This window comes from Salmonella sp. SJTUF15581 (assembly GCF_043356775.1).
Taxonomy (GTDB): domain Bacteria; phylum Pseudomonadota; class Gammaproteobacteria; order Enterobacterales; family Enterobacteriaceae; genus Salmonella; species Salmonella enterica.
Window position 1 is genome coordinate 244,589 of record NZ_JBEUJY010000006.1, and the last position, 24,637, is coordinate 269,225.

The window sequence follows — 24,637 nt, forward strand, 5'->3', positions numbered from 1 at the left end:
ATACTGAGTTGTTATGTCGTAGATTTGTAACGAAGTAAGCAAAGATGGATTGCGGGCGACCTGGCGTGAAATTATAATAAAAACTCGTTCTGAATTTTATAAAACGCTCGTAATGAGGTGATAAATGGCAAACGCAGATCTGGATAAGCAGCCTGATTCTGTATCTTCTGTGCTGAAAGTTTTCGGCATTCTGCAGGCGCTGGGTGAAGAGCGTGAAATAGGGATTACCGAGCTATCGCAGCGCGTCATGATGTCGAAAAGCACCGTTTATCGCTTTTTGCAAACCATGAAAACGCTGGGCTACGTGGCTCAGGAGGGGGAGTCTGAAAAATACTCTCTGACGCTAAAGCTGTTTGAGCTGGGCGCACGAGCTTTGCAAAATGTTGATCTCATCCGCAGTGCGGACATTCAGATGCGCGAACTGTCTCGTCTGACAAAAGAAACTATCCATCTTGGCGCGCTGGATGAAGACAGCATTGTCTATATCCATAAAATTGACTCTATGTACAATCTGCGGATGTACTCACGTATTGGGCGTCGTAATCCGCTGTACAGTACGGCCATCGGTAAAGTGCTTCTGGCCTGGCGCGACCGTGATGAGGTTAAGCAGATTCTCGACGGTGTAGAGTATAAGCAAAGCACTGGACGCACGATTACCAGCACTGAAGCGTTGCTGCCGCTGTTGGATGAAGTGCGTGCGCAAGGCTACGGTGAAGATAACGAAGAACAGGAAGAAGGGTTACGTTGTATCGGCGTACCGGTATTTGACCGTTTTGGCGTAGTCATCGCAGGGTTAAGCATTTCGTTCCCGACGCTGCGTTTTTCAGAAGAACGCCTACAGGAATATGTGGCTATGTTACACGCCGCCGCGCGTAAAATTTCTGAACAAATGGGTTACAACGATTATCCCTTCTAAGCAACGTTATTAGCATGACGTTAAAAAAAAAGCAGCTGCGAAAAATGTAGCTGCTTTTTTTATAACATCGGGTGGGATGAAATCGTAAAAGAAGATAATGTCTGTCGGCTTATTTAACGGTTATTAAAATATTATTTAACAGTACTTATGAACAACAGCCAATATAGGGGAATTATTGGCGATAGTTTCACTGTGAAATTATTTATTGCCGCTTAGCCATTATCCACCACGGTGGCGATTTTTCTGAAAATGGGACAGTCGGAAAAGCCAATAATGCCGCTGTTGGTATGGAGATATTGCGCCGTGCTGGTGCCGCGTGCGGTCAGGTAATGGCACTGTAAACCCAGCCCCGCAGCGTTCACTTTACTTCCCACCAGGACGCCATAGCCGCTCATCAGCAGGCCTATCCACACCAGGGCAAACAATACAATTGCGCGAATGATCAAACGCATTACTACCTCTTTTCTTTTTTAGTTAGAATAAGAGTAGCGTGTACATTGATTGAAACAAGTGAATCATTCCTAAAAACATATAATGCCGCTACAGTTACTCCTGGTTTAAGTAACTCATGATAATTTAGCGACATAAGATGTAAGATCGGAGAGTGGAGTGAAAAAATTTCGATGGGTCGTTCTCGGCATCGTGGTGGTAGTATGCCTGTTGCTGTGGGCGCAGGTGTTTAATATCATGTGCGATCAGGATGTACAATTTTTCAGCGGTATTTGCGCCATCAATAAATTTATTCCCTGGTAAACGTTTTACACCAGAGATTTCCTTCCCGTGTAGCAGTGGTAGAATGACGTCTCTACATTGAGGTGGTGAAATGAACGACGTTTTAAACTCTGGTGCGTTTTCTCTTGCATCTTTAATAGTATCAATGGTGGTTCTGGTGGTGGGGCTGGCGCTCTGGTTCTTTGTCAACCGGGCAAGTTCCCGTGCCAACGAGCAGATAGAACTGCTCGAAGCGTTATTGGATCAACAGAAGCGGCAAAACGCGTTGTTACGTCGCCTTTGCGAAGCAAACGAACCAGAAAAAGAAGCGGAACCCGCAACAGCGGCAAGCGAACCAAAAGAGGATGAGGACATCATTCGTCTGGTTGCAGAACGATAATGCTTACCGGGGCGCAAATGGCGCCAGTGCCATACGCCCCATTTCCCCGTCGGATCTCTCCGCGTTGCCGTTTGCAACTGATACTACAGCATCAACACCTTACATAATATATGGCTTTATATGCAACATAGTTTTATATGTATAACAAATGGACATATGGCATTTTTGTGATACCGCTCATTCTCTATTAAAAGCGAAACGTTTCTCTCTCTTTATGGATTGTCATTGTTTGTTCATTATTTTAAGGCATTCTGTAAAGACGCAGAACATCACAAAAAGCGGTGTCGAAAATCGCTTTTCTTTTCTATTATTTTGATTAAAAGGTGTTTTTTATCATTGTGACAATTTATGCATAACTCAGCATAAAAAGTGATATGAAAAATACAGCTTTTAAATGTGATTTGATGCACTGGAAGAAGCGAAGTTATTGAGCTATGGTAGAAAAATGGCTTTTCAGCAGTGACGTTGTCAGGAGTCCGTCAGCGCGTGAGGATATATCTTTCGCAATTTTGTTGCATAAACGTGCTGTCAATTTGTGAAGGTTCTCGTAATTTGTGCGACGGATCGAGACACGTTTAAAAATGGCTTGCCATAATTAACGTTGTATGTGATAACAGGCTTTGGGTTAAACGAGGTACAGTTCTGTTTATGTGTGGCATTTTCAGTAAAGAAGTCCTGAGTAAACACGTTGACGTTGAATACCGCTTCTCTGCCGAACCTTATATTAGTGCCTCAAGCAGTAATGTCTCAGTTTTATCTATGTTATGCCTACGGGCAAAGAAAACACTCTAAGGAATTTTGCAAATGGCAAAGATTAAAGGTCAAGTTAAGTGGTTCAACGAATCCAAAGGTTTTGGCTTCATTACTCCGGCTGACGGCAGCAAAGATGTGTTCGTACACTTCTCCGCTATCCAGGGCAATGGTTTCAAAACTCTGGCGGAAGGCCAGAACGTTGAGTTCGAAATTCAGGACGGCCAGAAAGGTCCGGCTGCTGTTAACGTAACAGCTATCTGATCGACACCACTGATTTGATGCGTTTGTCGCGTCAGCCTCAGATATAAAGCCTCGCTAAAAGCGGGGCTTTTTAATTCAATATCCTTCAAAATGTGTCTGGATGCGCTCTCGTTAGCGATTTGTTGCAAAGGCGCGAGGTTATTAGCATTGTTTTTTCTGGTTTTTCCGTCCGTTTCCCGTTAAATCAATCACCTGAAAAATGATTCGGCTGGAGATCAGGTGAAAAAGAAAAGCGACGGCGATACCCGTAATTTTACGCCCATACGTTTTGCACTACTTTGCATTGCCATTCTGCTCAGTATGGCATTGTTGTTAGGGCGGGTGGCATGGTTGCAAATTGTTACGCCGTCGAAACTGGTGAAACAAGAAGATATGCGCTCGCTTCGTGAAGTGACCACGGCCTCTCCACGCGGCATGATCACCGACAGAGAAGGGCGGCCCTTAGCGGTGAGTGTTCCAGTTAATGCTGTCTGGGCCGATCCGAAGACTATCATAAGCAAAGGCGGCGTTGGCTACAATGAGCGCTGGCAGGCGCTGGCCAGCGCCCTGCATCTGTCGCTCAGTACGCTTGCGGAACGGGTAAACAGTAACCCGGCTGGCCGTTTTATCTACCTCGCGCGCCAGGTTTCACCCCAGCAAGCCGAATGGATAGATAAACTGAATCTACCGGGTATTAACCTGCGGGAAGAGTCGCGCCGTTTTTACCCTGCCGGACACGTAGCGGCCAATTTGATCGGCTTTACCAATATCGACGGGCAGGGAATAGAAGGTATTGAAAAGAGCTTTAACGCGCAACTGACGGGAAAACCGGGCTCCCGACTGGTGCGTAAAGATAAATTTGGTCACGTTATTGAGAACATTACGGAAGTGAATCCGGTTCCTGCTCATGAACTTCAGCTTAGCATTGATGAACGTCTGCAAACGGTTACCGAAGATGCGCTGGATAACGCCGTCATCTGGAACAAAGCGGAATCCGGCGCTGCCGTATTGATTAACATCCCAACGGGTGAAATTCTCTCGATGGCGAGCTACCCGGATTTCAACCCGAACAACCGTGAAGGCGCGCAGTTGGACGATTTTCGTAACCGCGCGATTAGCGATACTTTCGAACCCGGTTCTACTGTGAAGCCATTGGTCATTATGACTGCGTTACAGCAGGGCATCGTGCAGCCGGACAGCGTTATCGATACCCATCCTTTTACTCTCGATGGACACCGTATCCGCGACGTCGGTTACTATCCGGAACTGACATTAACCGGCATTTTGCAAAAATCCAGCGATACCGGCGTTTCTCACCTTTCTCTGGCGATGCCGGTGCAGAAATTAATGGATACTTATAAAAGCTTTGGTTTCGGCGTGCCTACCGGACTGGGTCTCACCGGAGAGAGCAGCGGGTTATTACCGAAACGCCGTTACTGGAGTGATTTAGATCGCGCTACCTTCGCTTTTGGCTATGGATTAATGGTGACGCCGCTGCAACTGGCGCATGTTTATGCCACGATTGGCAGCTTTGGTATCTACCGTCCGTTATCGATCACCAAAGTTGATCCGCCCGTGATCGGCACGCGGGTAATGCCGGAAGAACTGGTGCACGAGGTGGAACATATGATGGAGAGCGTCGCGTTGCCTGGCGGCGGCGGAACAAAAGCCGCAGTAAGAGACTACCGTATTGCGGTCAAAACCGGGACGGCGAAAAAAATTGGCGATGATGGTAAATACGTCGATAAGTATGTGGCATATACCGCAGGCGTCGCGCCGGCAAGTAACCCCAGATTTGCGCTGGTGGTGGTGATTAATAATCCGCAAAACGGGGCTTATTATGGCGGCGCGGTATCTGCGCCCGTATTCAGCCAGATCATGGGCGATGTGCTGCGGCTGGAAAATGTTGAGCCAGACGGTATGCCAGCCGATTCAGATCACCTTCTGGTGATGCATGGCAGCCACGTTGCGGTTCCGGGCTCGTAAAGGATTTTCCCGGGGCGCAATTCGCGTTACACTTGCGCCCTTTAGCGCCCCAGTCCGGAGTTGTCATGTCGTTTACCTGTCCGCTTTGCCATCAGCCGCTTACGCAGATTAATAACAGCGTTATATGTCCACAGCGCCATCAGTTTGATGTGGCGAAAGAGGGCTACATCAATCTGCTGCCGGTACAGCATAAACGTTCGCGCGATCCGGGCGACAGCGCCGAAATGATGCAGGCGAGGAGAGCGTTTCTTGATGCGGGCCATTATCAGCCGCTGCGCGATGCGGTGATTAACCTGTTGCGCGAGCGGCTGGATCAGTCGGCCACGGCGATTCTGGATATCGGCTGCGGCGAGGGGTATTACACTCATGCTTTTGCCGAGGCGTTGCCGGGAGTCACCACGTTTGGACTGGACGTTGCTAAAACGGCGATCAAAGCGGCGGCGAAGCGCTATTCGCAGGTGAAGTTTTGTGTGGCGTCAAGCCATCGACTGCCCTTTGCCGATGCGTCAATGGATGCGGTGATCAGAATCTACGCCCCGTGTAAGGCGCAGGAATTGGCGCGTGTGGTGAAACCTGGTGGTTGGGTCGTTACCGCCACGCCGGGGCCTCATCATCTGATGGAACTAAAAGGGCTCATTTATGATGAGGTGCGTTTACATGCGCCGTATACCGAGCAGCTCGACGGATTCACATTGCTGCAGAGTACCCGCCTTGCTTATCACATGCAGCTCACCGCCGAAGCGGCTGTAGCACTGTTGCAAATGACGCCATTTGCCTGGCGCGCCAGGCCAGACGTGTGGGAACAACTGGCCGCCAGCGCCGGACTTAGCTGCCAGACGGATTTCAACCTTCATCTCTGGCAGCGTAACCGTTAACCGTGAAAATGCGTCCAGAGGATCTGGACGCCAATTCCTATCAGTACGACCCCGCCGAGAATTTCAGCACGCTTACCCAGCATTGGGCCGATAAAGCGACCGATCATCATTCCGAGGGTGGACATGATAAGCGTGGCGCAACCGATAGCTAATGCGGTAGCGATGATGTTTACCTGCAAAAACGCCAGACCGACGCCAACCGCCATCGCATCGAGGCTGGTCGCGATAGCCGTCGTGACTAATAGCCAAAAGCTGTGGCGACGTAACGGTGTTTCATCTTCATCGCTACCGCCGCGGATACCTTCGATGATCATGCGTCCGCCCAGAAAGATCAGCAGAACAAAGGCTATCCAGTGGTTCCATTCCAGAACGAATTTACTCGCCAATATCCCCAGCCCCCAGCCGATTAACGGGGTCAGCGTTTCAACCGCGCCAAAGATAAGGCCGGTACGCAACGCTTCTGAGAATTTGGGTTTATGTAGGGTGGCGCCTTTGCCAATTGATGCCGCGAAAGCATCCATCGACATGCCGAAAGCGAGAAGAACAGTAGCAGTAAAGTGCATGACAGCGTCCTGACCGGGGTATCCATTAAACACATCACTGCCCCCAGCAAACATGCATGTCGCCATTCTGTGACGAAATACACAGCAGTTGATGCGCCTATGGTCTCGCCTGACCAGCGGCGGCTGGTCCGTACGCGCCACGTTTTGCAACGAGTATGTTGACGCGTACATTTCCGGAGTCTGGAAATCGGCTACTCCCCAATTGACGGCGCAACATTAACATATTTTTAGAATATAAAACAACAGCGATAAAATATTATTTGTCTTCTAATTGAAAACGATTTTCATTTAGATTTGTTCATCAATAAAACGTTAAATTAAATAACAATTGGTCAATAGGAAATATAGCCTTAGCTATATTATGATTCGAAATAAAATTCGAAAAACATAGTTGAGGCTATATCTTAGATTATTGATTTTCAATAAGAAGTTTATATATTTTTTCCAGATCGTCGATATTGCGTACACGGATAAGCAAGCGTCGTTGTTCTAATTGCATCACCAGTACGCCGTCTTCCGATAAATTCATCTCTTTAATACGGTTATATTCTATCCAGACATTGGCGAAGAAAAAGCCACGTTGTTTAAAGATGATCCGTGGCGTGCGGATCCAGAATATATAAAACCCCATTAACGCCAGCGCACTTAATAACCATGTGGTCATCTGCGCTCCGTGGCTGGTTACGTTGTTATAAATAAGGATGGCGACCAACCCAACGAAGATAACGCTGTCTACGCGACCGCGGCGGAGCAGGGCTATAGAAAGCAGAGTGGGGCCATTGCGACGGGGCATGATGAACTGATCGTAGAGAGCGTAAGCCAATAATGCGGCAATAAAGAGAATCAGCACCAGGTCCGTGATAGTCATTTATCCTCCAGAGAAATAAAAAAACGGGGCCGTTTGGCCCCGGTAGTGTACAACAGTCTTACTGGCCCAGCAGTCCTACGGAGTAGCCGGCGATACCAATGACGAAGAAGCCCACGATAATCCACAGCGGGTTAACTTTCTTACGCAGCAGCCACATACAGGCAAAGGTCAACAGTAGCGGAACCAGACCCGGCATCAGCTGGTCGAGAATGGTTTGCACGGTGGTAACGCGTGTCTGACCATCCTGACCGGTGATGGTGGAGACCACCAGCGGGATATTCACATGCGTCCACTTGTTAACCAATGCCCCCATGACAAACAGGCCGAGGATTGACGCCCCCTCAGTCAGTTTTTGCAGGAAGCCGCCGCCCATATCTTTAACGATATCGACGCCTTTGCGGTAGCCATAAGCCACGCCATAATAGCGGGTCGCCAGACGCACCAGGTTAAACAGGATGAAAAACAGCAGCGGACCAAGCAGGCTGCCGCTCATTGCAATACCTGCGCCCAGCGCCGCGAATACCGGACGGACGGTACCCCAGAAGATAGGGTCGCCGACGCCTGCCAGCGGTCCCATCAGACCGACTTTGATACCGTTGATAGCGCCATCGTCAATCTCTGCGCCGTTCGCACGCTTTTCTTCCATTGCCAGCGTCACGCCCAGTACCGGCGCCGCAACGTAAGGATGGGTGTTAAAGAACTCCAGGTGACGTTTAATCGCCTGTTTACGCGCGTCATTATTCTCCGGATACAGGCGACGAATCGCCGGCACCATAGAGAAGCAGAAGCCCAGCGCTTGCATACGTTCGAAGTTCCATGACCCCTGGAACAGGTTAGAACGAAGAAATACGCCGCGAATATCGCTCGGAGTGAGTTTTTTCTCGGTGGTAGTTTTAGTCATATCAACCATTTCGCTCACCTGTTAGTCCAGTTCGTTGTCGAGATCGTTATTGCCAGCAGCCGCTGCAGGCGCGCCCGCTACACGGTTGTATTTCGGGCTCAGCTGGATGTAAAGAATAGCCATCACTGCGCCGATGACACCCAGTGCGACCAGGTTGAAGTTTGTGAAAGCCGCGGTGACGAAACCGAGGTAGAAGAACGGCATCAGGTAGCCTGCGCGCATCATGTTGATAACCATCGCATAACCAACCACGACGATCATGCCGCCGGCGATGTTCAGACCGCCTGTGACGACTTCAGGAATCGCATTCAGCATTCCCTGTACTTCGCTGGTGCCTACGGAGATGGCAACGATAACCGCCGGGATAGCGATACGCATTGCCTGCAGGAACAGAGAAGAAACGTGCAGCCAGGAGAGCGCCGTCAGGTTGCCGTTTTCAGCCGCCTTGTCCGCCGCGTGCTGGAATGCCACGGTGATGGTACGTACGATAATGGTCAGTACCTGGCCTGCTGCCGCCAGCGGAATCGCCAGCGCGATACCGGCACCAATGCTTTGATGCCCGGCGATGACCAGAACGGTAGAGATGATGGACGCCAGTGCGGCATCAGGCGCAACGGCAGCACCGATGTTCATCCAGCCCAGCGCGATCATTTCCAGAGTACCGCCGATGATAATACCGGTTTTCATGTCCCCCAGAACGGCGCCGATTAAGGTACAGGCGATCAGCGGACGGTGGAACTGAAATTCATCAAGTACCGACTCCATACCTGCGATACATGCGACGATGAACACCAGCACAATCTGAAGAGTGGTAATCTCCATTGTACTTCTCCTATTGCTATCTTAAGTGTGAAAGCTAATTAAATGCCGGCGGTTATTTCGCCACTTTGGCAATTAAATCCATCATTTTCAGTTTCGGATCGGTGGAAACTTTACGCACCTCAAGCTCGATGCCGCGCTCGTTGAGCTTTTTAAAGGCTTCGATATCCTTTTCATCGACGGAAACGGCGTTGTTCACCTGCGTTTTACCTTGACGATAGGCCATACCGCCAATGTTCACGGAAGTGACTTTCACGCCGCCCTCAACGATGCGCTCGACGTCGGTAGGATTGGTAAACAGAAGCATCACGCGTTCACCGGCGTATTTCGGGTTATTGTAGACGCGAATCATTTTCGCGACGTCAACCACATGCGCCGTAACGCCCGGCGGCGCAACTTGCGTCAGCAGCGTTTTACGTACGGTATCCGCCGCGACTTCATCGCTCACAACAATAATACGGCTGACATTGGTCTCTTTGGTCCAGCGGGTAGCGACCTGACCGTGAATGAGGCGGTCATCAATACGGGCAAGCCCGATAACCATATAATCATTCGGGCCCATCGGTTTTGCCGGTGCGGCCGCTTTTGGCGCGGCGGCGACTGGCGCTGGCGCGGCTTTTTCTACCGGTTTCGCTTTCAGCGCTTTTACGCCTTCACGACCGGTTTCTACCGCCAGTGCGACCAGCTCGTCAAAGCTCGGATCGTCGTCACGAGCCATAAACGTTTCGACCAGCATCGGGATGTTGACGCCGGCAATAACTTCATAGCGCTCTTTATCGACGACAATGCGGCTGGCAGCATTAAACGGACTGCCTCCCCATGTATCAACGAGAAATAGCACGCCTTTACTGGTATCGAGTTTAGCCAACTGAGCGTTGTACTTTTCGATCAGCGTTTCGGCATTTTCGCCTGGAACGAAATCGATCCAGCCGACGTTTTCCTGCTCGCCTAACAGCATTTCGGCTGTTTTAAGTAACTGCTCTGCAGCCCAACCATGTGTGCCTATAACAATAGCAATGGTCACTTGCTACCTCCTTTATTATTGTCAACACATCAACTTGACAGATGTATTTTTTGAATCGCCGTCCGCAAGCGAATCGATTCAGATGAGGGTTACAACGAAAAACGCATGATTTTCGTGAATTATTTTAGATATCGAAAAAAATATTTTGTGTGATGGAGATCCGTAATTTTGTTTTCGATAATGAGAAATTTCGAAGTGTAAAATATCCCGGTTACATCTCTTTGCAAAGGAAGGTAAATCTTTGCCAAAAACCAGTTGTCTCTGTTATGTTTAGCTTCCGTTTAATTAGAATGGGGTATAGGGCAGCAGCCCGTTGTATGGATCGTCACCGACGTCATTTCACTCTTTGGCCGTTTTGCGCCTGTCAATCTGGCATATCTTGCCATAGCCTTACTTTGTTTATTGCGTTACCGCCTGCATCCTTTGAGATGTTGTGGGCGCCGTTTAGTCATTCCTTAAGCAGGAGCTTGTCATGGAATTATTAATGGATCCCTCAATTTGGGTGGGTTTACTCACGCTCGTCGTCCTGGAAATTGTCCTGGGTATCGATAACCTGGTCTTTATCGCGATCCTCGCCGATAAATTGCCGCCAAAGCAGCGTGACAAAGCGCGTCTTATCGGGCTCTCGCTGGCGCTGATTATGCGTCTGGCGCTGCTGTCCATTATTTCGTGGCTGGTGACCTTAACAAAGCCGCTCTTTACCGTCTGGGATTTTACCTTCTCCGGCCGCGATTTAATTATGCTGCTGGGCGGTATATTCCTGCTGTTTAAAGCGACCACCGAGCTGCATGAACGTCTGGAAAACCGCGAGCATGACACCGGACACGGTAAAGGCTATGCGAGCTTCTGGGTGGTAGTCACGCAGATTGTCATCCTGGATGCGGTCTTCTCGCTGGACGCCGTGATTACGGCGGTAGGTATGGTAAACCATCTGCCGGTTATGATGGCGGCGGTGGTGATTGCGATGGCGGTGATGCTACTGGCGTCAAAACCGCTGACCCGTTTTGTCAACCAGCATCCGACGGTGGTGGTGCTCTGTCTGAGTTTCCTGCTGATGATCGGCTTGAGCCTGGTGGCGGAAGGGTTCGGTTTCCATATTCCGAAAGGCTACCTGTACGCGGCAATTGGTTTCTCGATCGTTATCGAGGTGTTTAACCAGATTGCGCGCCGCAACTTTATTCGTCATCAGTCCACGTTGCCGCTGCGCGCGCGTACTGCGGACGCTATCCTGCGTCTGATGGGCGGTAAACGCCAGGCGAGTACGCAACATGAAACGGATAGCCCGGCCGCTATATCGGTGTCGGAAGGCGCCTTCGCCGAAGAAGAACGCTACATGATTAACGGCGTACTGACTCTGGCGTCGCGCTCCCTGCGCGGCATTATGACGCCGCGAGGCGAAATTAGTTGGGTGGATGCGAATCTCAGCGTAGCTGAAATCCGTCAGCAGTTACTCTCTTCTCCGCATAGCCTGTTCCCGGTATGTCGGGGCGAGCTGGATGAAATTATCGGTATCGTTCGGGCGAAAGAGTTGCTGGTGGCGCTGGAAGAGGGCGCGGACGTTGCGGCTATCGCCGCGTCTTCCCCGGCGATAGTGGTGCCGGAAACGCTTGATCCTATCAATCTGTTAGGCGTTTTGCGTCGCGCGCGCGGCAGTTTCGTTATCGTCACTAACGAGTTCGGCGTGGTGCAGGGGCTGGTTACGCCGCTGGATGTGCTGGAAGCGATTGCCGGTGAGTTCCCGGATGCCGATGAAACGCCGGAAATCGTTGCCGATGCCGAGGGCTGGATAGTGAAGGGCGGCACCGATCTTCATGCGCTACAGCAGGCGCTGGAAGTTGACCATCTGGTGAACGAAGAGGGCGATATTGCGACGGTCGCGGGGTTAGTGATCGCCGCTAATGGCCATATTCCTCGTGTAGGCGATGTCATTGATGTTCCGCCACTGCGGATCACCATTGTCGAGGCCAACGACTATCGTGTCGATCTGGTTCGGATTGTTAAAGAACAGCCTGCCCACGACGAAGAGGAATAACGTCACACGCAGGAATCAAGTCTATAGATGCGGCATCGCGGACATAATCTGTCCGTTATGCCGGGCGGGCGGCGGCGCGCTGCCCGCCAGCCACTGTGGAAATTCGCTAATGGGCATCGGCTTCGCATAGAGATAGCCCTGTAACATTTGCACGCCATGCTGGCGCAAATGCTGTGCCTGCGTCTGGTTTTCGACCCCTTCCGCCACCAGTTCAATATTCAGTCTTTGCCCCAGCGCGATAATAATATCGGTCACCGTTGAATTGACCGCATCGGTACCGATGGCGGCGGTGAAGGATTTATCGATTTTCAAAATATCCGGCCGCAGTTTTTCCAGCCAGGAGAGCGAGCTGTTTCCTGTGCCAAAATCATCGATGGCTAACTTCACGTCTTTACGATGCAGCTCGCGCATCAGGCGGTAATCAACGTCAAGCAACGCGTCGCGTTCCGTGAGCTCCAGCACCAGTTGCTGAACAGGTTCCGCACTAAACCAGTACTGATTAAGATCCTTGAGAAGCACGCCGTGTCGGAAATGGCTTGCCGCCACATTGATGCCGATATGAAACTGATGGTTGATGGGGAAGTAGTGCCGTTGCCGAATGGTTTCCGCAATCACATAGCGGGTCAGCGGCGCTATCAGGTTATGCTCTTCGGCGATAGGAATAAAAACATCCGGAGAGATCCAGCCCTGGCGTGGGTTGTTCCAGCGTAACAGGATTTCAACGCCGGTACACTGCTGCGTGCGGGCATTAAGCAACGGCTGACAAAATAGCTCAAACTCCCGTTCGGCAAGGGCCAGATTAATCTCCCAGGAAAAGCTCATTCTGCTGGCCGTTGCCAGCCAGGCGATATAACCGATCAACAGGCTAAGCAATACGGCCAGCGGTAACTGCGTCGGGAGATGTTTGAACGCCAGTACGCCTGCCGACGGCCCGCTGACGCTGATAGTAAAAGGGAAATGCCGCGATGAAAGCTGGTAACGCTCTTCATCTTTTTTTAATTCCGGAAGAGTATCGACCACGCCCCGACCATATAACAGGTGCCGTTTGCCGACCGTCAGGCTGGCGCTGGTAATTTGCGGCTGCTGCGGCTCAAGTAGCATAGTCGTCAGCAAGCCAATATTCACAATTTCCATCACGCCATCCTGTCCATTGGCAGAGGCGGGATACCACTGAATGAGGATCGGGCTTCCCTTGAGTAACGATTGGTCCGTGGAAAGTAGCAGCAGATCGCCAGCTGCGGGAAGATCGGGCTGAAGCTGGCGTATGGGAGTATTACGGGCGCCAAAAATGCTTGAGCAGTAGAGAATTCCCTCTTTTACCAGCCCGATAGAACGAATGGTTTGCAGGCGGGCGGCTTGCTTACGCAACGGCAAATGCGCGGTCGCGCACGGAAGCTCAAGTAAGGGTAGCAGTATGTTTCGTCCGACCAGGAGAGGATGCAGCACATTATCCAGCGCATCAACGGCATGATTCGCGAATGCAACCGTGCGATGGTGATTTAAGTTCCGCTCCGAAATAAATCGGATGCTCAGCGTAAGAATGAGCGTGACCAGTGCACAAATCGTGCAAACAATGAAACGATTACGGCGATAATGATTGATGATCCGTTGTGCTGTTTGCATGCGGGCCGCCCAATAAGCGTTGGCGACAAAAGCCAACCGCGACACAGCAAGTGTAGTGGGGAAACGTGGAGTCGACGAGGAAGAGATAAAAATTTCGCCCATCCGTAGCAGATGGGCGAAGGGAGGGGAAACGGCGTTTAATCACACTGGACTTTAATGGCCAGCCCGCCGCGCGACGTTTCGCGGTATTTTGCGTTCATGTCTTTTCCGGTCTCGTACATCGTTTCGATGACTTTATCCAGCGAGACGCGCGGCGCGCTGGTTCGACGCATGGCCATACGCGCAGCGTTAATCGCTTTAACCGAAGCAATGGCGTTACGCTCGATACACGGCACCTGCACCTGACCGGCAACCGGGTCGCAGGTCAGCCCCAGGTTATGCTCCATGCCGATTTCAGCGGCAACGCAAACCTGTTCCGGGCTGGCGCCCAACAGTTCAGCAAGGCCTGCCGCCGCCATCGAACAGGCGACCCCGACTTCACCCTGACAGCCGACTTCCGCGCCGGAAATAGACGCGTTCATCTTATACAGCGCGCCAATAGCGCCTGCCGCCAGGAAGTAGCGGGTGTAAATATCTGGGCTGACAGACTCAATAAAATGGTCGTAGTAAGCCAGTACCGCAGGCACGATGCCGCACGCGCCGTTGGTTGGCGCCGTCACGACGCGACCACCTGCGGCGTTCTCTTCGTTCACCGCCAGAGCAAACATGTTCACCCAGTCAATGACGTTCATCGGATCGCTGGAAAGCTTATCGCTGGAAACCAGCATACGACGCAGCGCGGAGGCGCGACGCGGTACGCGCAGCGGCCCCGGCAGAACGCCTTCGGTATTCATACCGCGATCAATACAAGCCTGCATGGTTTGCCAGACGTGACCGAAATACTCTTCAATCTCTTTCTTGCTATGCAGCGCCAGTTCGTTTTGCATCACCATGCCGGAGAGTGAAAGGCCGGTGCTGTTGCAATACTCCAGCATTTCTTTCGCCGATTTAAACGGATAAGGTACAGTAACCTCATTCGTCGCTTCCTGGCCGAAATGCTCTTCATCAACGATAAAGCCGCCGCCGATGGAATAGTACGTCTTGCTATAAATGACCGTGTCGTCATGCCAGGCGTGGATCTGCATCCCGTTTTCATGCAGCGGCAAATTGCCGTTGTGAAAACGCATTCCGTCATCTTTCGGGAAGTCGACTTCGTGACGTCCCTGGGCCAGTAACAGACGCTCGCGCGTTTCGACGTCGCGAATAAAACCGGGGATACTATCAATATCCACGGTAGCGGGTTCATTACCCGCCAGACCCATAATAATGGCGATATCGGTATGGTGACCTTTCCCCGTCAGCGACAGCGAGCCGTAGACATCGACAGCGACGCGGGTAACGTTATCCAGTAATCCTTTTTCGACCAGGTCATCGACGAACTGTTTACCGGCCTTCATCGGGCCAACAGTGTGGGAAGAGGAGGGACCAATCCCTACCTTAAACATGTCGAATAGGCTAATCACGATAATACTCCTGACAGGGCAACCGGGGCTTCCGGTTACGATGTTATAACTGCGCATAGTGTAAGAGGGAACGCTGGCATCAGCTTAACTATTCACATGAATTAAACTAATGAATAACCGCGTTTTTACTAATATTGCGACAGTAATCTCAAGTCGTGTCTTGCGCGCGTAAAGTTAAGTATATACACGTTGCCCTTCAGGCTGCCTCTTTGGGGGAGGCGATTGTTACCGCCTTGAGGCAACGTGAATGGCGTTGTGTACAGTCAGGGCTTTACGCCGATTTGCAGCGCCAGCTCACGAAGAATGTTTGCGGTCATGCCCCAGACGAAATAATGCTCATACCAGGAGAGCCATACGCGGTGCGAATTGCCGCGACGGTAAACATCAAGCGGATGATATCGACCCAGTTGCAACGCTTGCGCCAGCGGCATTTCAAACACCGCAGACACTTCGTCTTCACTGGCGCGCCAGGGGAGATTTGGCGGAATAATGCCGACCACCGGGGTGACCTGAAAACCGGTCACGCTGTCTACCGGCGGTAAAACGCCAATCACTTCCACGGCTTGCGGCGGGATGGCGACTTCCTCCTGCGCTTCGCGAAGCGCTGCGGCGATAAGCGAAGCATCGGTACTGTCCACGGCCCCGCCGGGAAAGGCGACCTGTCCGGCGTGTTTGCGCAAATGAATAGCCCGCTGGGTCAACAGCAGCCCCGGTTGGGGGCGGCGAACCACAGGGATCAGTACGGCGGCCTGACGTTGGTTTAACGTTTCATGAGTTATCTGCGGGCGCAAAAGCTGAAAGCGCGATAAGAAATGATCGAGCGTCAGACGGCTGGTATCCACGTATTAGTTCTCCAGTGGGTGCAGGATACGATTAACTTTATCAAAAGTTTCCTGATATTCCGCTTCTTCGTTGCTATCGGCCACGATACCGCCGCCGGCTGAACAATAGAGTTGGCCCTGCGTTGCCGTGACGGTGCGGATAGTAATACTGGTATCCATCTTGCCGCAGAAACTCAGATAACCGATGCTACCGCACCAGGCGTTGCGTCGCTGCGGCTCCAGTTCGTCGATAATTTCCATCGCCCGCACTTTAGGCGCGCCGGTAATGGAGCCGCCGGGGAAAGCCGCGCGCAGCAGGTCGGTAGCATGAAGCGAGTCCGGTAAACGGGCGGTAATGGTGCTAACCAGATGGTGAACGGCAGGAAATGGTTCGACGACGAACAGTTCCGGCACTTTCACTGAACCCGGCACGGCGACCCGGCCAATGTCGTTACGCATCAAATCGACGATCATCAAATTTTCAGCGCGATCTTTCATTGAATTAGCCAGTTTCTGCGCCTGCTGACGATCCGCCTGCGGATCGTTAAGCCGTGGAAGCGTACCTTTGATCGGGCGCGTCTGAATATGACCATTCTCCAGTTGGATAAAACGCTCGGGAGAAAGGCTCAATATGGCGCCGTCATGTAAACGAAGAAAGGCGCTGAACGGGGCGCGATTTGCGCGGTTAAGGCGTTCGAAAGCCTGCCACTCATCACCCTCGTAGCTCGCCTGAAAACGCTGGGAAAGATTGACCTGATAGCAGTCCCCGCTGTGCAGCCAGGCCTGCACCTGACGAAACTTCTCGCCATACTCGCAACGCGTCATATTGGATTGCCAGGCCGAGGTAAGCCTGAAGGGCGTTCGGGTTGGCGCGCGCTGGCTGGTGAGCCAGCGATATCGGGCGTCTGCATCGTGATAGCTTATCAGCGACACCACCTGTTTATGGTGATCGACAATCAGCGCCCAGTCGTAAAGGCCAATCGCCATATCGGGTAAAGCGATATCGCGCGCGGCAGTATCGGGCAGAATTTCGAAACGCCGCCCTAAATCATAACCAAACAGACCCAGCGCGCCGCCCTGAAAGGGTAAGTCAGGGTCAGGCTGAGGATGAAAAGGCAGAGCCTCCAGTTGAGTCTGCAAAACGTGTAACGGATCGTCGAGAGTGACGGTAGTCGTGCGCGCAGTACATACCGTGGTTTCCTGCGCGCGCGTGGTCAGCGTGGTGACAGGATCGGCGACCAGAATATCAAAACGGTTATAGGGATGAATAGCATCACCTGAATGCAGCAGCATCGCCCAGGGCAAATGGTTTACGGGCGCAAAATAGTGTTCAGCGGCGTCCGGACGCCAGGGTAAGGTGATAACAGTGGGAGATAACGTCTTCATCATTCCTGACTCGTTACAACACTACTGGCTTACCGCCGGGTAGCGTGAAATAATTAGCGCTAACAATTTAGCAGGAGTTAATCATGTTTGCAGGTTTACCTTCACTCAGTCATGAACAACAGCAAAAAGCCGTAGAACGTATCCAGGAATTGATGTCGCAAGGTATGAGCAGCGGAGAAGCGATTGCCCAGGTGGCGGGCGAACTTCGCGCCAACCATACCGGCGAACGGATAGTGGCGCGTTTTGAGGATGAAGACGAATAACCGGCTTATACCGCCGCGACAATCTTAATCTCAACTTTATATTTCGGGTTCATCAACCCGGCCTGTACGGTACAGCGTACCGGCGCATGGCCTGAGACGACCCACGCATCCCACGCCTTATTCATGGCGGCAAAATCCGCTTTATCGCTCAGGAAAATAGTGGCATCCAGAATACGTGACTTACTGGAGCCCTGTTTTTCCAGCACCGCATCAATTTGCGCCAGAGTATTCGCCGTTTGCTCAAAAGCATCGGCGTCGAGGTTTTCCGGCACGCCGGTATACCACAGCGTATTATTGTAGATCACCACGTCTGACCAACGATCTTCGGCATCAATACGCACGATAGACATCACTTATTCCTCATTTGCTTTCCATTAGAATGGCTCAAGACTGCCACAATGTGGCGCCGCCGTCACCTCTGTAGCTGGCGTAAGCCTTTCTACCCTGACATAATCCCCTGTGCAAATTAACAGGGGGCAGTGTGACGGACGATTTTGCAGCAGATGGCCAACTGGCCAAAGCGATAACCGGCTTTAAACCGCGCGAACCACAGCGACAAATGGCGGTTGCCGTAACACAAGCGATTGAAAATGCGCAGCCTCTGGTTGTTGAAGCCGGCACCGGAACCGGGAAGACCTATGCTTACCTCGCTCCGGCGTTGCGCGCCGGGAAAAAAGTCATTATTTCGACCGGGTCGAAAGCGTTGCAGGATCAACTCTACAGCCGCGATCTGCCGACGGTAGCAAAAGCGTTGGCGTTTACTGGTAAGACGGCCCTGTTGAAAGGACGTTCAAACTACCTCTGCCTGGAGCGTCTGGAACAACAAGCGCTGGCGGGCGGCGATTTACCGGTACAAACGTTAAGCGACGTGATATTGCTGCGCTCCTGGTCAAATCAGACGCGGGATGGCGATATCAGCACCTGCGTCAGCGTGGCGGAGGATTCCCAGGCCTGGCCGCTGGTCACCAGTACCAACGACAACTGCCTTGGCAGCGATTGCCCGCTCTACAAAGAGTGCTTTGTGGTGAAAGCGCGTAAAAAGGCGATGGACGCGGATGTGGTGATTGTAAACCACCACCTTTTTCTTGCGGATATGGTGGTTAAAGAGAGCGGGTTTGGCGAACTTATCCCTCAGGCTGAAGTAATGATCTTCGATGAAGCCCACCAACTGCCTGACATCGCCAGCCAGTATTTCGGACAATCGCTCTCCAGCCGTCAGTTGCTGGATTTAGCAAAAGACATCACCATCGCCTACCGGACGGAACTGAAAGACACTCAACAGTTGCAAAAATGCGCCGATCGCCTTGCCCAGAGCGCCCAGGATTTTCGTCTGCAACTGGGGGAGCCCGGCTACCGGGGAAATTTGCGTGAACTGTTAGCCGACCCACGTATCCAACGGGCATTTTTACTGCTGGATGATACGCTGGAGCTTTGTTACGACGTGGCGAAGCTGTCGCTGGGCCGTTCGGCGCTGCTGGATGCGGCTTTTGAACGCGCCACGCTATACCGTTCACGGCTGAAACGCTTAAAAGAGATCAATCAGCCGGGATACAGCTACTGGTATGAGTGCACCTCGCGCCATTTCACCCTGGCGCTGACGCCGCTCACCGTGGCGGACAAATTCAAAGAAGTGATGGAACAGAAACCCGGTAGCTGGATTTTTACCTCGGCCACGTTGTCGGTAAATGATGATCTTCACCACTTTACCGCCCGTCTGGGAATTGAACAGGCAGAATCCATGCTGCTGCCCAGCCCATTCGACTATACGCGCCAGGCGTTACTCTGCGTACCGCGTAACCTACCGCAAACCAACCAGCCCGGCGCGGCGCGACAGTTGGCTGCTATGCTCAGGCCGATTATCGAAGCCAATAACGGGCGATGTTTTATGCTGTGCACCTCGCACGCCATGATGCGCGATTTGGCGGAGCAGTTTCGCGCCACCATGACGCTGCCGGTATTGTTGCAAGGGGAAACCAGTAAAGGCCAACTGTTACAGCAATTTGTTAGCGCCGGCAACGCGCTGCTCGTCGCCACCAGCAGCTTCTGGGAAGGGGTGGACGTGCGCGGCGATACGTTATCGTTGGTGATTATCGACAAATTGCCGTTTACTTCCCCGGACGACCCGCTGTTAAAAGCGCGAATGGAAGACTGTCGTTTGCGCGGCGGCGATCCGTTTGATGAGGTTCAACTGCCCGACGCGGTGATTACGCTGAAGCAGGGAGTAGGGCGGCTGATTCGCGATGCGGACGATCGCGGGGTGTTAGTGATTTGTGATAACCGGCTGGTGATGCGGCCCTATGGCGCCACGTTTCTCGCCAGCCTGCCTCCTGCGCCGCGCACGCGTGATATCGCCCGTGCCGTTCGCTTTCTTGCGATTCCATCCGCCGAGTAATTTGTTACGGAGTATGGTAAGATGCGCGCTATTTTATTGATCTAAGCACGAAACCTCATGCGAATTCTGGCTATCGATACCGCCACAGAGGCCTGTTCTGTCGCCCTGTGGAACAACGGTACTATCAATGCTCACTTTGAGCTTTGTCCACGAGAACACACTCAACGTATCCTGCCCATGGTGCAGGAGATTCTGGCCGCCGGCGGCGTCTCGCTCAATGAGATAGATGCGCTGGCGTTTGGGCGCGGCCCGGGCAGCTTTACCGGCGTGCGTATCGGCATTGGCATTGCGCAAGGGCTGGCGTTAGGGGCAAATCTGCCGATGATCGGTGTTTCGACGCTTGCCACGATGGCGCAGGGCGCGTGGCGTAAAACCGGCGCGACCCGCGTACTCGCCGCGATTGACGCGCGGATGGGCGAAGTGTACTGGGCGGAATACCAGCGTGATGCGCAGGGCGTCTGGCAGGGCGAAGAGACGGAAGCGGTGCTGAAACCGGAACGGGTCGGTGAGCGGTTGAAACAGCTTTCCGGCGAGTGGGCGACCGTAGGAACGGGTTGGTCCGCATGGCCCGATCTGGCGAAGGAGTGCGGCCTGACGCTTCATGATGGGGAGGTGTCGCTCCCGGCAGCGGAAGATATGTTGCCCATCGCCAGTCAAAAGCTGGCGGCAGGAGAGACCGTTGCCGTGGAACATGCCGAGCCGGTTTATTTGCGTAACGAAGTGGCGTGGAAGAAACTTCCCGGCAAAGAATGACTCTCACTACTATTACCCCCCATACTTTATGCTGTGGGGTGGAATAGAGGTCGAGAAAAAGGAGTCGCATCATGGCGGTTCAAAAAAGGTTAATAAAAGGGGCGCTGGCGTGCGCTTTCGCGCTTATGCTGAGTGGTTGCGTGACTATCCCGGATGCCATTAAAGGTTCGAGTCCGACGCCGCAGCAGGATTTGGTGCGGGTGATGAATGCGCCACAACTCTATATCGGGCAAGAGGCGCGTTTCGGCGGTAAAGTTGTGGCGGTACAAAATCAGCAGGGAAAAACCCGGCTTGAAATCGCGACCGTACCGCTCGACAGCGGCGCGCGTCCTGTTCTGGGCGAAGCCTCGCGCGGCAGAATTTTTGCCGATGTGAACGGTTTTCTGGACCCGGTGGACTTCCGTGGCCAGTTAGTTACCGTTGTCGGCCCGATAACCGGCACGGTTGACGGTAAAATCGGCAATACGCCGTATAAATTTATGCTGATGCAGGCTACCGGCTATAAACGCTGGCATCTTGTTCAGCAGGTCGTCATGCCTCCACAGCCGATCGATCCGTGGTTTTACGGCGGACGCGCCTGGCCTTATGGCTATGGCGGTTGGGGATGGTATAACCCTGGACCCGCGGAGGTTCAGACGATAGTAACAGAGTAACTCTTTGTTTTATCAATAAAAGAAACAGCGGCTGGTCCGCTGTTTCTGCATTCATAGAGACATAATAAAAATAAATAGTGACGCGCTTCGCAACCTTTCAGTTGCGTAATTAATAAACTGGTACGCTGAGTTAATATAATGTTAACGACTTGTTTATTAACTGGGGTTGTGATGACGACGAACACTCATTTTAGAGGTGATGCATTGAAGAAGGTTTGGCTTAACCGTTATCCTGCTGATGTTCCGGCGGAGATCAACCCTGACCGTTATCAATCCCTGGTTGAACTGTTTGAACATGCGGCGACGCGCTATGCCGATCAGCCTGCGTTCGTCAATATGGGGGAGGTAATGACCTTCCGCAAATTAGAAGAACGTAGTCGGGCATTTGCGGCTTATTTACAACAAGGGCTGGGACTCAAAAAAGGCGACCGTGTGGCGCTGATGATGCCAAACCTGTTGCAGTATCCCGTCGCGCTATTTGGTATTTTACGCGCCGGCATGATTGTGGTGAACGTTAACCCGCTTTACACGCCGCGCGAACTTGAGCATCAGCTTAACGATAGCGGCGCGGCGGCAATCATTATTGTTTCTAACTTTGCCCATACGCTGGAAAAAGTGGTCGAGAAAACGTCGGTACAGCACGTTATTCTGACGCGGATGGGCGACCAGCTTTCTACCGCCAAAGGTACGGTTGTTAACTTTGTCGTGAAATACATCAAGCGTCTGGTGCCAAAATACCACTTGCCAGATGCGATCTCGTTTCGCAGCGCGCTACAGCATGGCTACCGTATGCAGTATGTCAAACCCGAGGTTGTCGCTGAAGATCTGGCTTTCCTGCAATATACCGGCGGTACGACGGGCGTAGCGAAAGGCGCGATGTTGACCCACCGCAATATGCTGGCGAATCTGGAGCAGGTGAAAGCGACCTATGGGCCGCTGCTGCACCCGGGGAAAGAGCTGGTAGTGACCGCGCTGCCGCTGTATCACATTTTTGCCTTAACCATGAACTGTCTGCTTTTTATCGAGCTGGGTGGGCAAAACCTGCTGATTACCAATCCGCGTGATATCCCCGGCCTGGTCAAGGAGCTGGCGAAATATCCATTTACGGCGATGACTGGCGTTAATACGCTATTCAACGCTCTGCTCAATAATAAAGAGTTTCAACAGCTGGATTTTTCTTCGCTGCATCTGTCAGCCGGCGGCGGGATGCCGGTGCAAAACGTCGTTGCGGAACGTTGGGTAAAGCTGACCGGGCAATACCTGCTGGAAGGCTACGGGCTGACCGAGTGCGCCCCGCTGGTGAGCGTCAACCCGCATGATATTGATTATCACAGCGGCAGTATCGGCCTGCCAGTACCGTCAACAGAAGCCAAACTGGTGGATGACGATGACAACGAAGTCGCGCCGGGTGAGGCCGGAGAGCTTTGCGTGAAAGGTCCGCAGGTTATGCTGGGATACTGGCAGCGTCCTGACGCGACGGATGAAATCATTAAAGATGGCTGGCTGCATACGGGCGATATTGCGGTTATGGATGAAGACGGCTTTCTGCGGATTGTCGATCGTAAGAAAGATATGATTCTGGTTTCTGGTTTCAACGTTTATCCAAACGAAATTGAAGATGTGGTGATGCAGCATTCTGGCGTGCAGGAAGTCGCGGCGGTTGGCGTGCCTTCCGGTAGTAGCGGCGAAGCGGTGAAGCTTTTTGTGGTTAAGAAAGATCCGGCATTGACTGACGATGCGTTGATCACCTTCTGCCGTCGCCATCTGACCGGATATAAGGTGCCCAAACAGGTAGAGTTTCGCGAGGAATTACCAAAATCTAACGTTGGGAAAATTTTACGACGAGAACTGCGTGACGAAGCCCGTGGCAAAGTAGACAATAAAGCCTGAGCGTTAAGTCAGCTAACGAGAGACGCCGGTTAAGCCGGCGTTTTTTTTGGCGCGAACCAAAGAGAACACGATTTGAATTACCAAATGATTGAAACGGACGATGCGCTGGCGAGCCTGTGTGAGGCTGTCCGCGCATGTCCGGCTATTGCTTTAGATACGGAATTTGTCCGTACCCGCACCTATTACCCGCAGTTAGGATTGATCCAGTTATTTGACGGGGCAAATGTCGCCCTGATCGATCCGCTCGGCATCAGCGACTGGTCGCCGTTAAAAGCGGTGCTGCGCGATACGGGAATCACCAAATTTCTGCACGCGGGTAGCGAAGATCTGGAAGTATTTCTGAATGCGTTTGGCGAACTGCCGGAACCCCTGATTGATACGCAAATCCTGGCGGCGTTTTGCGGGCGTCCGCTGTCGTGGGGATTTGCGGCGATGGTAGAAGAGTATACGGGCGTGGCGCTGGATAAAAGCGAATCTCGTACCGACTGGTTAGCCCGGCCTTTAAGCGAGCGTCAGTGTGAATACGCGGCGGCGGATGTCTGGTATCTGTTACCGATCGCCAAAAAGCTGATGATTGAAACTGAAGCCGCAGGATGGCTGCCTGCCGCGCTTGATGAATGCCGATTGATGCAGCAGCGTCGTCAGGAGATTCAGGCGCCGGAAGAAGCATGGCGGGATATCACCAATGCCTGGCAACTGCGTACCCGCCAGTTAGCCTGTCTGCAACTTTTAGCTGACTGGCGGCTACGTAAGGCGCGTGAGCGTGATATGGCGGTGAACTTTGTTGTGCGTGAAGAAAATCTGTGGGCGGTCGCGCGTTATATGCCGGGCAGTCTCGGTGAGCTGGATAGCCTGGGGCTTTCCGGCAGCGAGATTCGTTTTCACGGCAAGACGTTGATATCGCTGGTGGCGAAAGCGCAGGCATTACCGGAAGAGGCATTGCCGGAACCCCTGTTGAATCTGATGGACATGCCGGGCTATCGCAAAGCGTTTAAGGCCATCAAAGCGCTGGTGGCGGAGGTGAGCGCGTCACATCACGTCAGCGGCGAGCTACTGGCATCGCGTCGGCAGATTAATCAGTTGCTTAACTGGCACTGGAAATTAAAACCGCAAAATGGGCAACCGGAATTGATTTCCGGCTGGCGCGCCGAACTGATGGCGGAGAAGTTAACTCTTCTGTTGCAGGAGTATCCGCGTTAACGACGGTAATTGCCGGGAAAACGGCCAGTGAAATAAATGTCCGTATTCGGAATAATGTAAAAAAAT

Annotated in this window: 26 protein-coding genes and 1 riboswitch; of the genes, 15 read left to right on the forward strand and 11 right to left on the reverse strand. The window is 52.3% G+C overall.

Annotation, left to right across the window (positions count from 1 at the left end):
- Window positions 1–124 precede the first annotated feature (124 nt).
- On the forward strand, window positions 125–916 hold the full coding sequence (gene kdgR / locus ABVN36_RS13385; RefSeq protein WP_001262195.1) for a DNA-binding transcriptional regulator KdgR: 792 nt from the start codon (window positions 125–127) through the stop codon (window positions 914–916).
- Between the two features lie 212 nt (window positions 917–1,128).
- Here kdgR and yobH read toward each other — a convergent pair whose 3' ends face one another.
- Window positions 1,129–1,368 (reverse strand): invasion protein YobH, encoded by a 240-nt coding sequence (gene yobH / locus ABVN36_RS13390; protein ID WP_001236780.1) that lies wholly within the window; start codon window positions 1,366–1,368, stop codon window positions 1,129–1,131.
- Between the two features lie 157 nt (window positions 1,369–1,525).
- Between yobH and mgrB the strand changes: the two genes are divergently transcribed.
- From mgrB to rlmA, 6 genes are all read left to right on the forward strand, one after another.
- The gene (gene mgrB / locus ABVN36_RS13395) at window positions 1,526–1,669 is read left to right on the forward strand and encodes a PhoP/PhoQ regulator MgrB (RefSeq protein ID WP_000714547.1); all 144 of its coding nucleotides are present in this window, start codon (window positions 1,526–1,528) and stop codon (window positions 1,667–1,669) included.
- Window positions 1,670–1,739: 70 nt separating this feature from the next.
- A complete protein-coding gene (locus ABVN36_RS13400) occupies window positions 1,740–2,027 on the forward strand; it encodes a YebO family protein (RefSeq protein ID WP_001000660.1) in 288 nt (95 codons plus the stop codon).
- Between the two features lie 648 nt (window positions 2,028–2,675).
- Complete coding sequence (locus ABVN36_RS13405) at window positions 2,676–2,819, forward strand: DUF2627 domain-containing protein (RefSeq protein WP_001537930.1); 144 nt, start codon at window positions 2,676–2,678, stop codon at window positions 2,817–2,819.
- A gap of 12 nt (window positions 2,820–2,831) precedes the next feature.
- A complete protein-coding gene (gene cspE, locus ABVN36_RS13410) occupies window positions 2,832–3,041 on the forward strand; it encodes a transcription antiterminator/RNA stability regulator CspE (RefSeq protein ID WP_001062678.1) in 210 nt (69 codons plus the stop codon).
- Between the two features lie 219 nt (window positions 3,042–3,260).
- Complete coding sequence (gene ftsI, locus ABVN36_RS13415; RefSeq protein ID WP_023138821.1) at window positions 3,261–5,006, forward strand: peptidoglycan glycosyltransferase FtsI; 1,746 nt, start codon at window positions 3,261–3,263, stop codon at window positions 5,004–5,006.
- Between the two features lie 65 nt (window positions 5,007–5,071).
- Window positions 5,072–5,881, forward strand: a complete 810-nt coding sequence (gene rlmA, locus ABVN36_RS13420; RefSeq protein WP_000010920.1) for a 23S rRNA (guanine(745)-N(1))-methyltransferase — start codon at window positions 5,072–5,074, stop codon at window positions 5,879–5,881.
- On the opposite strand, the gene mntP is transcribed toward rlmA, so the two are convergent.
- From mntP to manX, 5 genes are all read right to left on the reverse strand, one after another.
- On the reverse strand, window positions 5,878–6,444 hold the full coding sequence (gene mntP / locus ABVN36_RS13425) for a manganese efflux pump MntP (RefSeq protein WP_001518359.1): 567 nt from the start codon (window positions 6,442–6,444) through the stop codon (window positions 5,878–5,880). The two genes, rlmA and mntP, sit on opposite strands and share 4 nt — an antisense overlap.
- Before the next feature lie 111 nt (window positions 6,445–6,555).
- Window positions 6,556–6,657, reverse strand: a riboswitch (yybP-ykoY riboswitch).
- Between the two features lie 196 nt (window positions 6,658–6,853).
- Window positions 6,854–7,312: a DUF986 family protein gene (locus ABVN36_RS13430; RefSeq protein ID WP_000156280.1), complete on the reverse strand. Its 459-nt coding sequence runs from the start codon at window positions 7,310–7,312 to the stop codon at window positions 6,854–6,856.
- Window positions 7,313–7,370: 58 nt separating this feature from the next.
- On the reverse strand, window positions 7,371–8,222 hold the full coding sequence (locus ABVN36_RS13435) for a PTS mannose transporter subunit IID (RefSeq protein ID WP_001518647.1): 852 nt from the start codon (window positions 8,220–8,222) through the stop codon (window positions 7,371–7,373).
- 12 nt (window positions 8,223–8,234) lie between these two features.
- Window positions 8,235–9,035 (reverse strand): PTS mannose transporter subunit IIC, encoded by an 801-nt coding sequence (gene manY / locus ABVN36_RS13440; protein ID WP_000406918.1) that lies wholly within the window; start codon window positions 9,033–9,035, stop codon window positions 8,235–8,237.
- A 52-nt stretch (window positions 9,036–9,087) separates the two neighbouring features.
- A complete protein-coding gene (manX, locus tag ABVN36_RS13445; RefSeq protein ID WP_000150521.1) occupies window positions 9,088–10,056 on the reverse strand; it encodes a PTS mannose transporter subunit IIAB in 969 nt (322 codons plus the stop codon).
- 317 nt (window positions 10,057–10,373) lie between these two features.
- Between manX and ABVN36_RS13450 the strand changes: the two genes are divergently transcribed.
- Both ABVN36_RS13450 and yoaE read left to right on the forward strand, forming a co-directional pair.
- Window positions 10,374–10,541 (forward strand): protein YoaL, encoded by a 168-nt coding sequence (locus ABVN36_RS13450; protein WP_370739650.1) that lies wholly within the window; start codon window positions 10,374–10,376, stop codon window positions 10,539–10,541.
- Window positions 10,529–12,088 carry a CNNM family cation transport protein YoaE gene (gene yoaE / locus ABVN36_RS13455; protein ID WP_000421815.1) on the forward strand — a complete coding sequence of 520 codons (1,560 nt, stop codon included), beginning with the start codon at window positions 10,529–10,531 and terminating at the stop codon, window positions 12,086–12,088. The genes ABVN36_RS13450 and yoaE overlap by 13 nt, the downstream gene beginning before the upstream one ends.
- 21 nt (window positions 12,089–12,109) lie before the next feature.
- Here the strand turns inward: yoaE and ABVN36_RS13460 are convergent, their stop codons facing one another.
- From ABVN36_RS13460 to pabB, 4 genes are all read right to left on the reverse strand, one after another.
- Entirely contained in the window at window positions 12,110–13,711 is a 1,602-nt protein-coding gene (locus ABVN36_RS13460; RefSeq protein WP_023138820.1) for an EAL domain-containing protein, read from the reverse strand.
- Between the two features lie 137 nt (window positions 13,712–13,848).
- Entirely contained in the window at window positions 13,849–15,213 is a 1,365-nt protein-coding gene (gene sdaA / locus ABVN36_RS13465; RefSeq protein WP_000624277.1) for an L-serine ammonia-lyase, read from the reverse strand.
- Between the two features lie 263 nt (window positions 15,214–15,476).
- The gene (locus tag ABVN36_RS13470) at window positions 15,477–16,055 is read right to left on the reverse strand and encodes a CoA pyrophosphatase (protein WP_000381531.1); all 579 of its coding nucleotides are present in this window, start codon (window positions 16,053–16,055) and stop codon (window positions 15,477–15,479) included.
- Between the two features lie 3 nt (window positions 16,056–16,058).
- Entirely contained in the window at window positions 16,059–17,423 is a 1,365-nt protein-coding gene (gene pabB / locus ABVN36_RS13475) for an aminodeoxychorismate synthase component 1 (protein ID WP_023994269.1), read from the reverse strand.
- Between the two features lie 80 nt (window positions 17,424–17,503).
- On the opposite strand from pabB, the gene ABVN36_RS13480 reads away from it, so the two are divergent.
- Window positions 17,504–17,683 (forward strand): YoaH family protein, encoded by a 180-nt coding sequence (locus ABVN36_RS13480; RefSeq protein WP_000457328.1) that lies wholly within the window; start codon window positions 17,504–17,506, stop codon window positions 17,681–17,683.
- A gap of 5 nt (window positions 17,684–17,688) precedes the next feature.
- On the opposite strand, the gene ABVN36_RS13485 is transcribed toward ABVN36_RS13480, so the two are convergent.
- Complete coding sequence (locus ABVN36_RS13485) at window positions 17,689–18,033, reverse strand: RidA family protein (RefSeq protein ID WP_023138818.1); 345 nt, start codon at window positions 18,031–18,033, stop codon at window positions 17,689–17,691.
- Window positions 18,034–18,164: 131 nt separating this feature from the next.
- Between ABVN36_RS13485 and ABVN36_RS13490 the strand changes: the two genes are divergently transcribed.
- The 5 genes from ABVN36_RS13490 (at window position 18,165) to rnd (ending at window position 24,571) form a co-directional block, all read left to right on the forward strand.
- Window positions 18,165–20,075, forward strand: a complete 1,911-nt coding sequence (locus ABVN36_RS13490; protein WP_000128801.1) for an ATP-dependent DNA helicase — start codon at window positions 18,165–18,167, stop codon at window positions 20,073–20,075.
- A gap of 57 nt (window positions 20,076–20,132) precedes the next feature.
- On the forward strand, window positions 20,133–20,828 hold the full coding sequence (tsaB, locus tag ABVN36_RS13495; protein WP_001221008.1) for a tRNA (adenosine(37)-N6)-threonylcarbamoyltransferase complex dimerization subunit type 1 TsaB: 696 nt from the start codon (window positions 20,133–20,135) through the stop codon (window positions 20,826–20,828).
- Window positions 20,829–20,899: 71 nt separating this feature from the next.
- A complete protein-coding gene (locus tag ABVN36_RS13500; RefSeq protein ID WP_000290594.1) occupies window positions 20,900–21,481 on the forward strand; it encodes a Slp family lipoprotein in 582 nt (193 codons plus the stop codon).
- Window positions 21,482–21,685: 204 nt separating this feature from the next.
- Window positions 21,686–23,371 carry a long-chain-fatty-acid--CoA ligase FadD gene (gene fadD / locus ABVN36_RS13505; protein ID WP_000758418.1) on the forward strand — a complete coding sequence of 562 codons (1,686 nt, stop codon included), beginning with the start codon at window positions 21,686–21,688 and terminating at the stop codon, window positions 23,369–23,371.
- 72 nt (window positions 23,372–23,443) lie between these two features.
- Window positions 23,444–24,571, forward strand: a complete 1,128-nt coding sequence (gene rnd, locus ABVN36_RS13510) for a ribonuclease D (RefSeq protein ID WP_001109124.1) — start codon at window positions 23,444–23,446, stop codon at window positions 24,569–24,571.
- The last annotated feature ends 66 nt before the right edge of the window (window positions 24,572–24,637 follow it).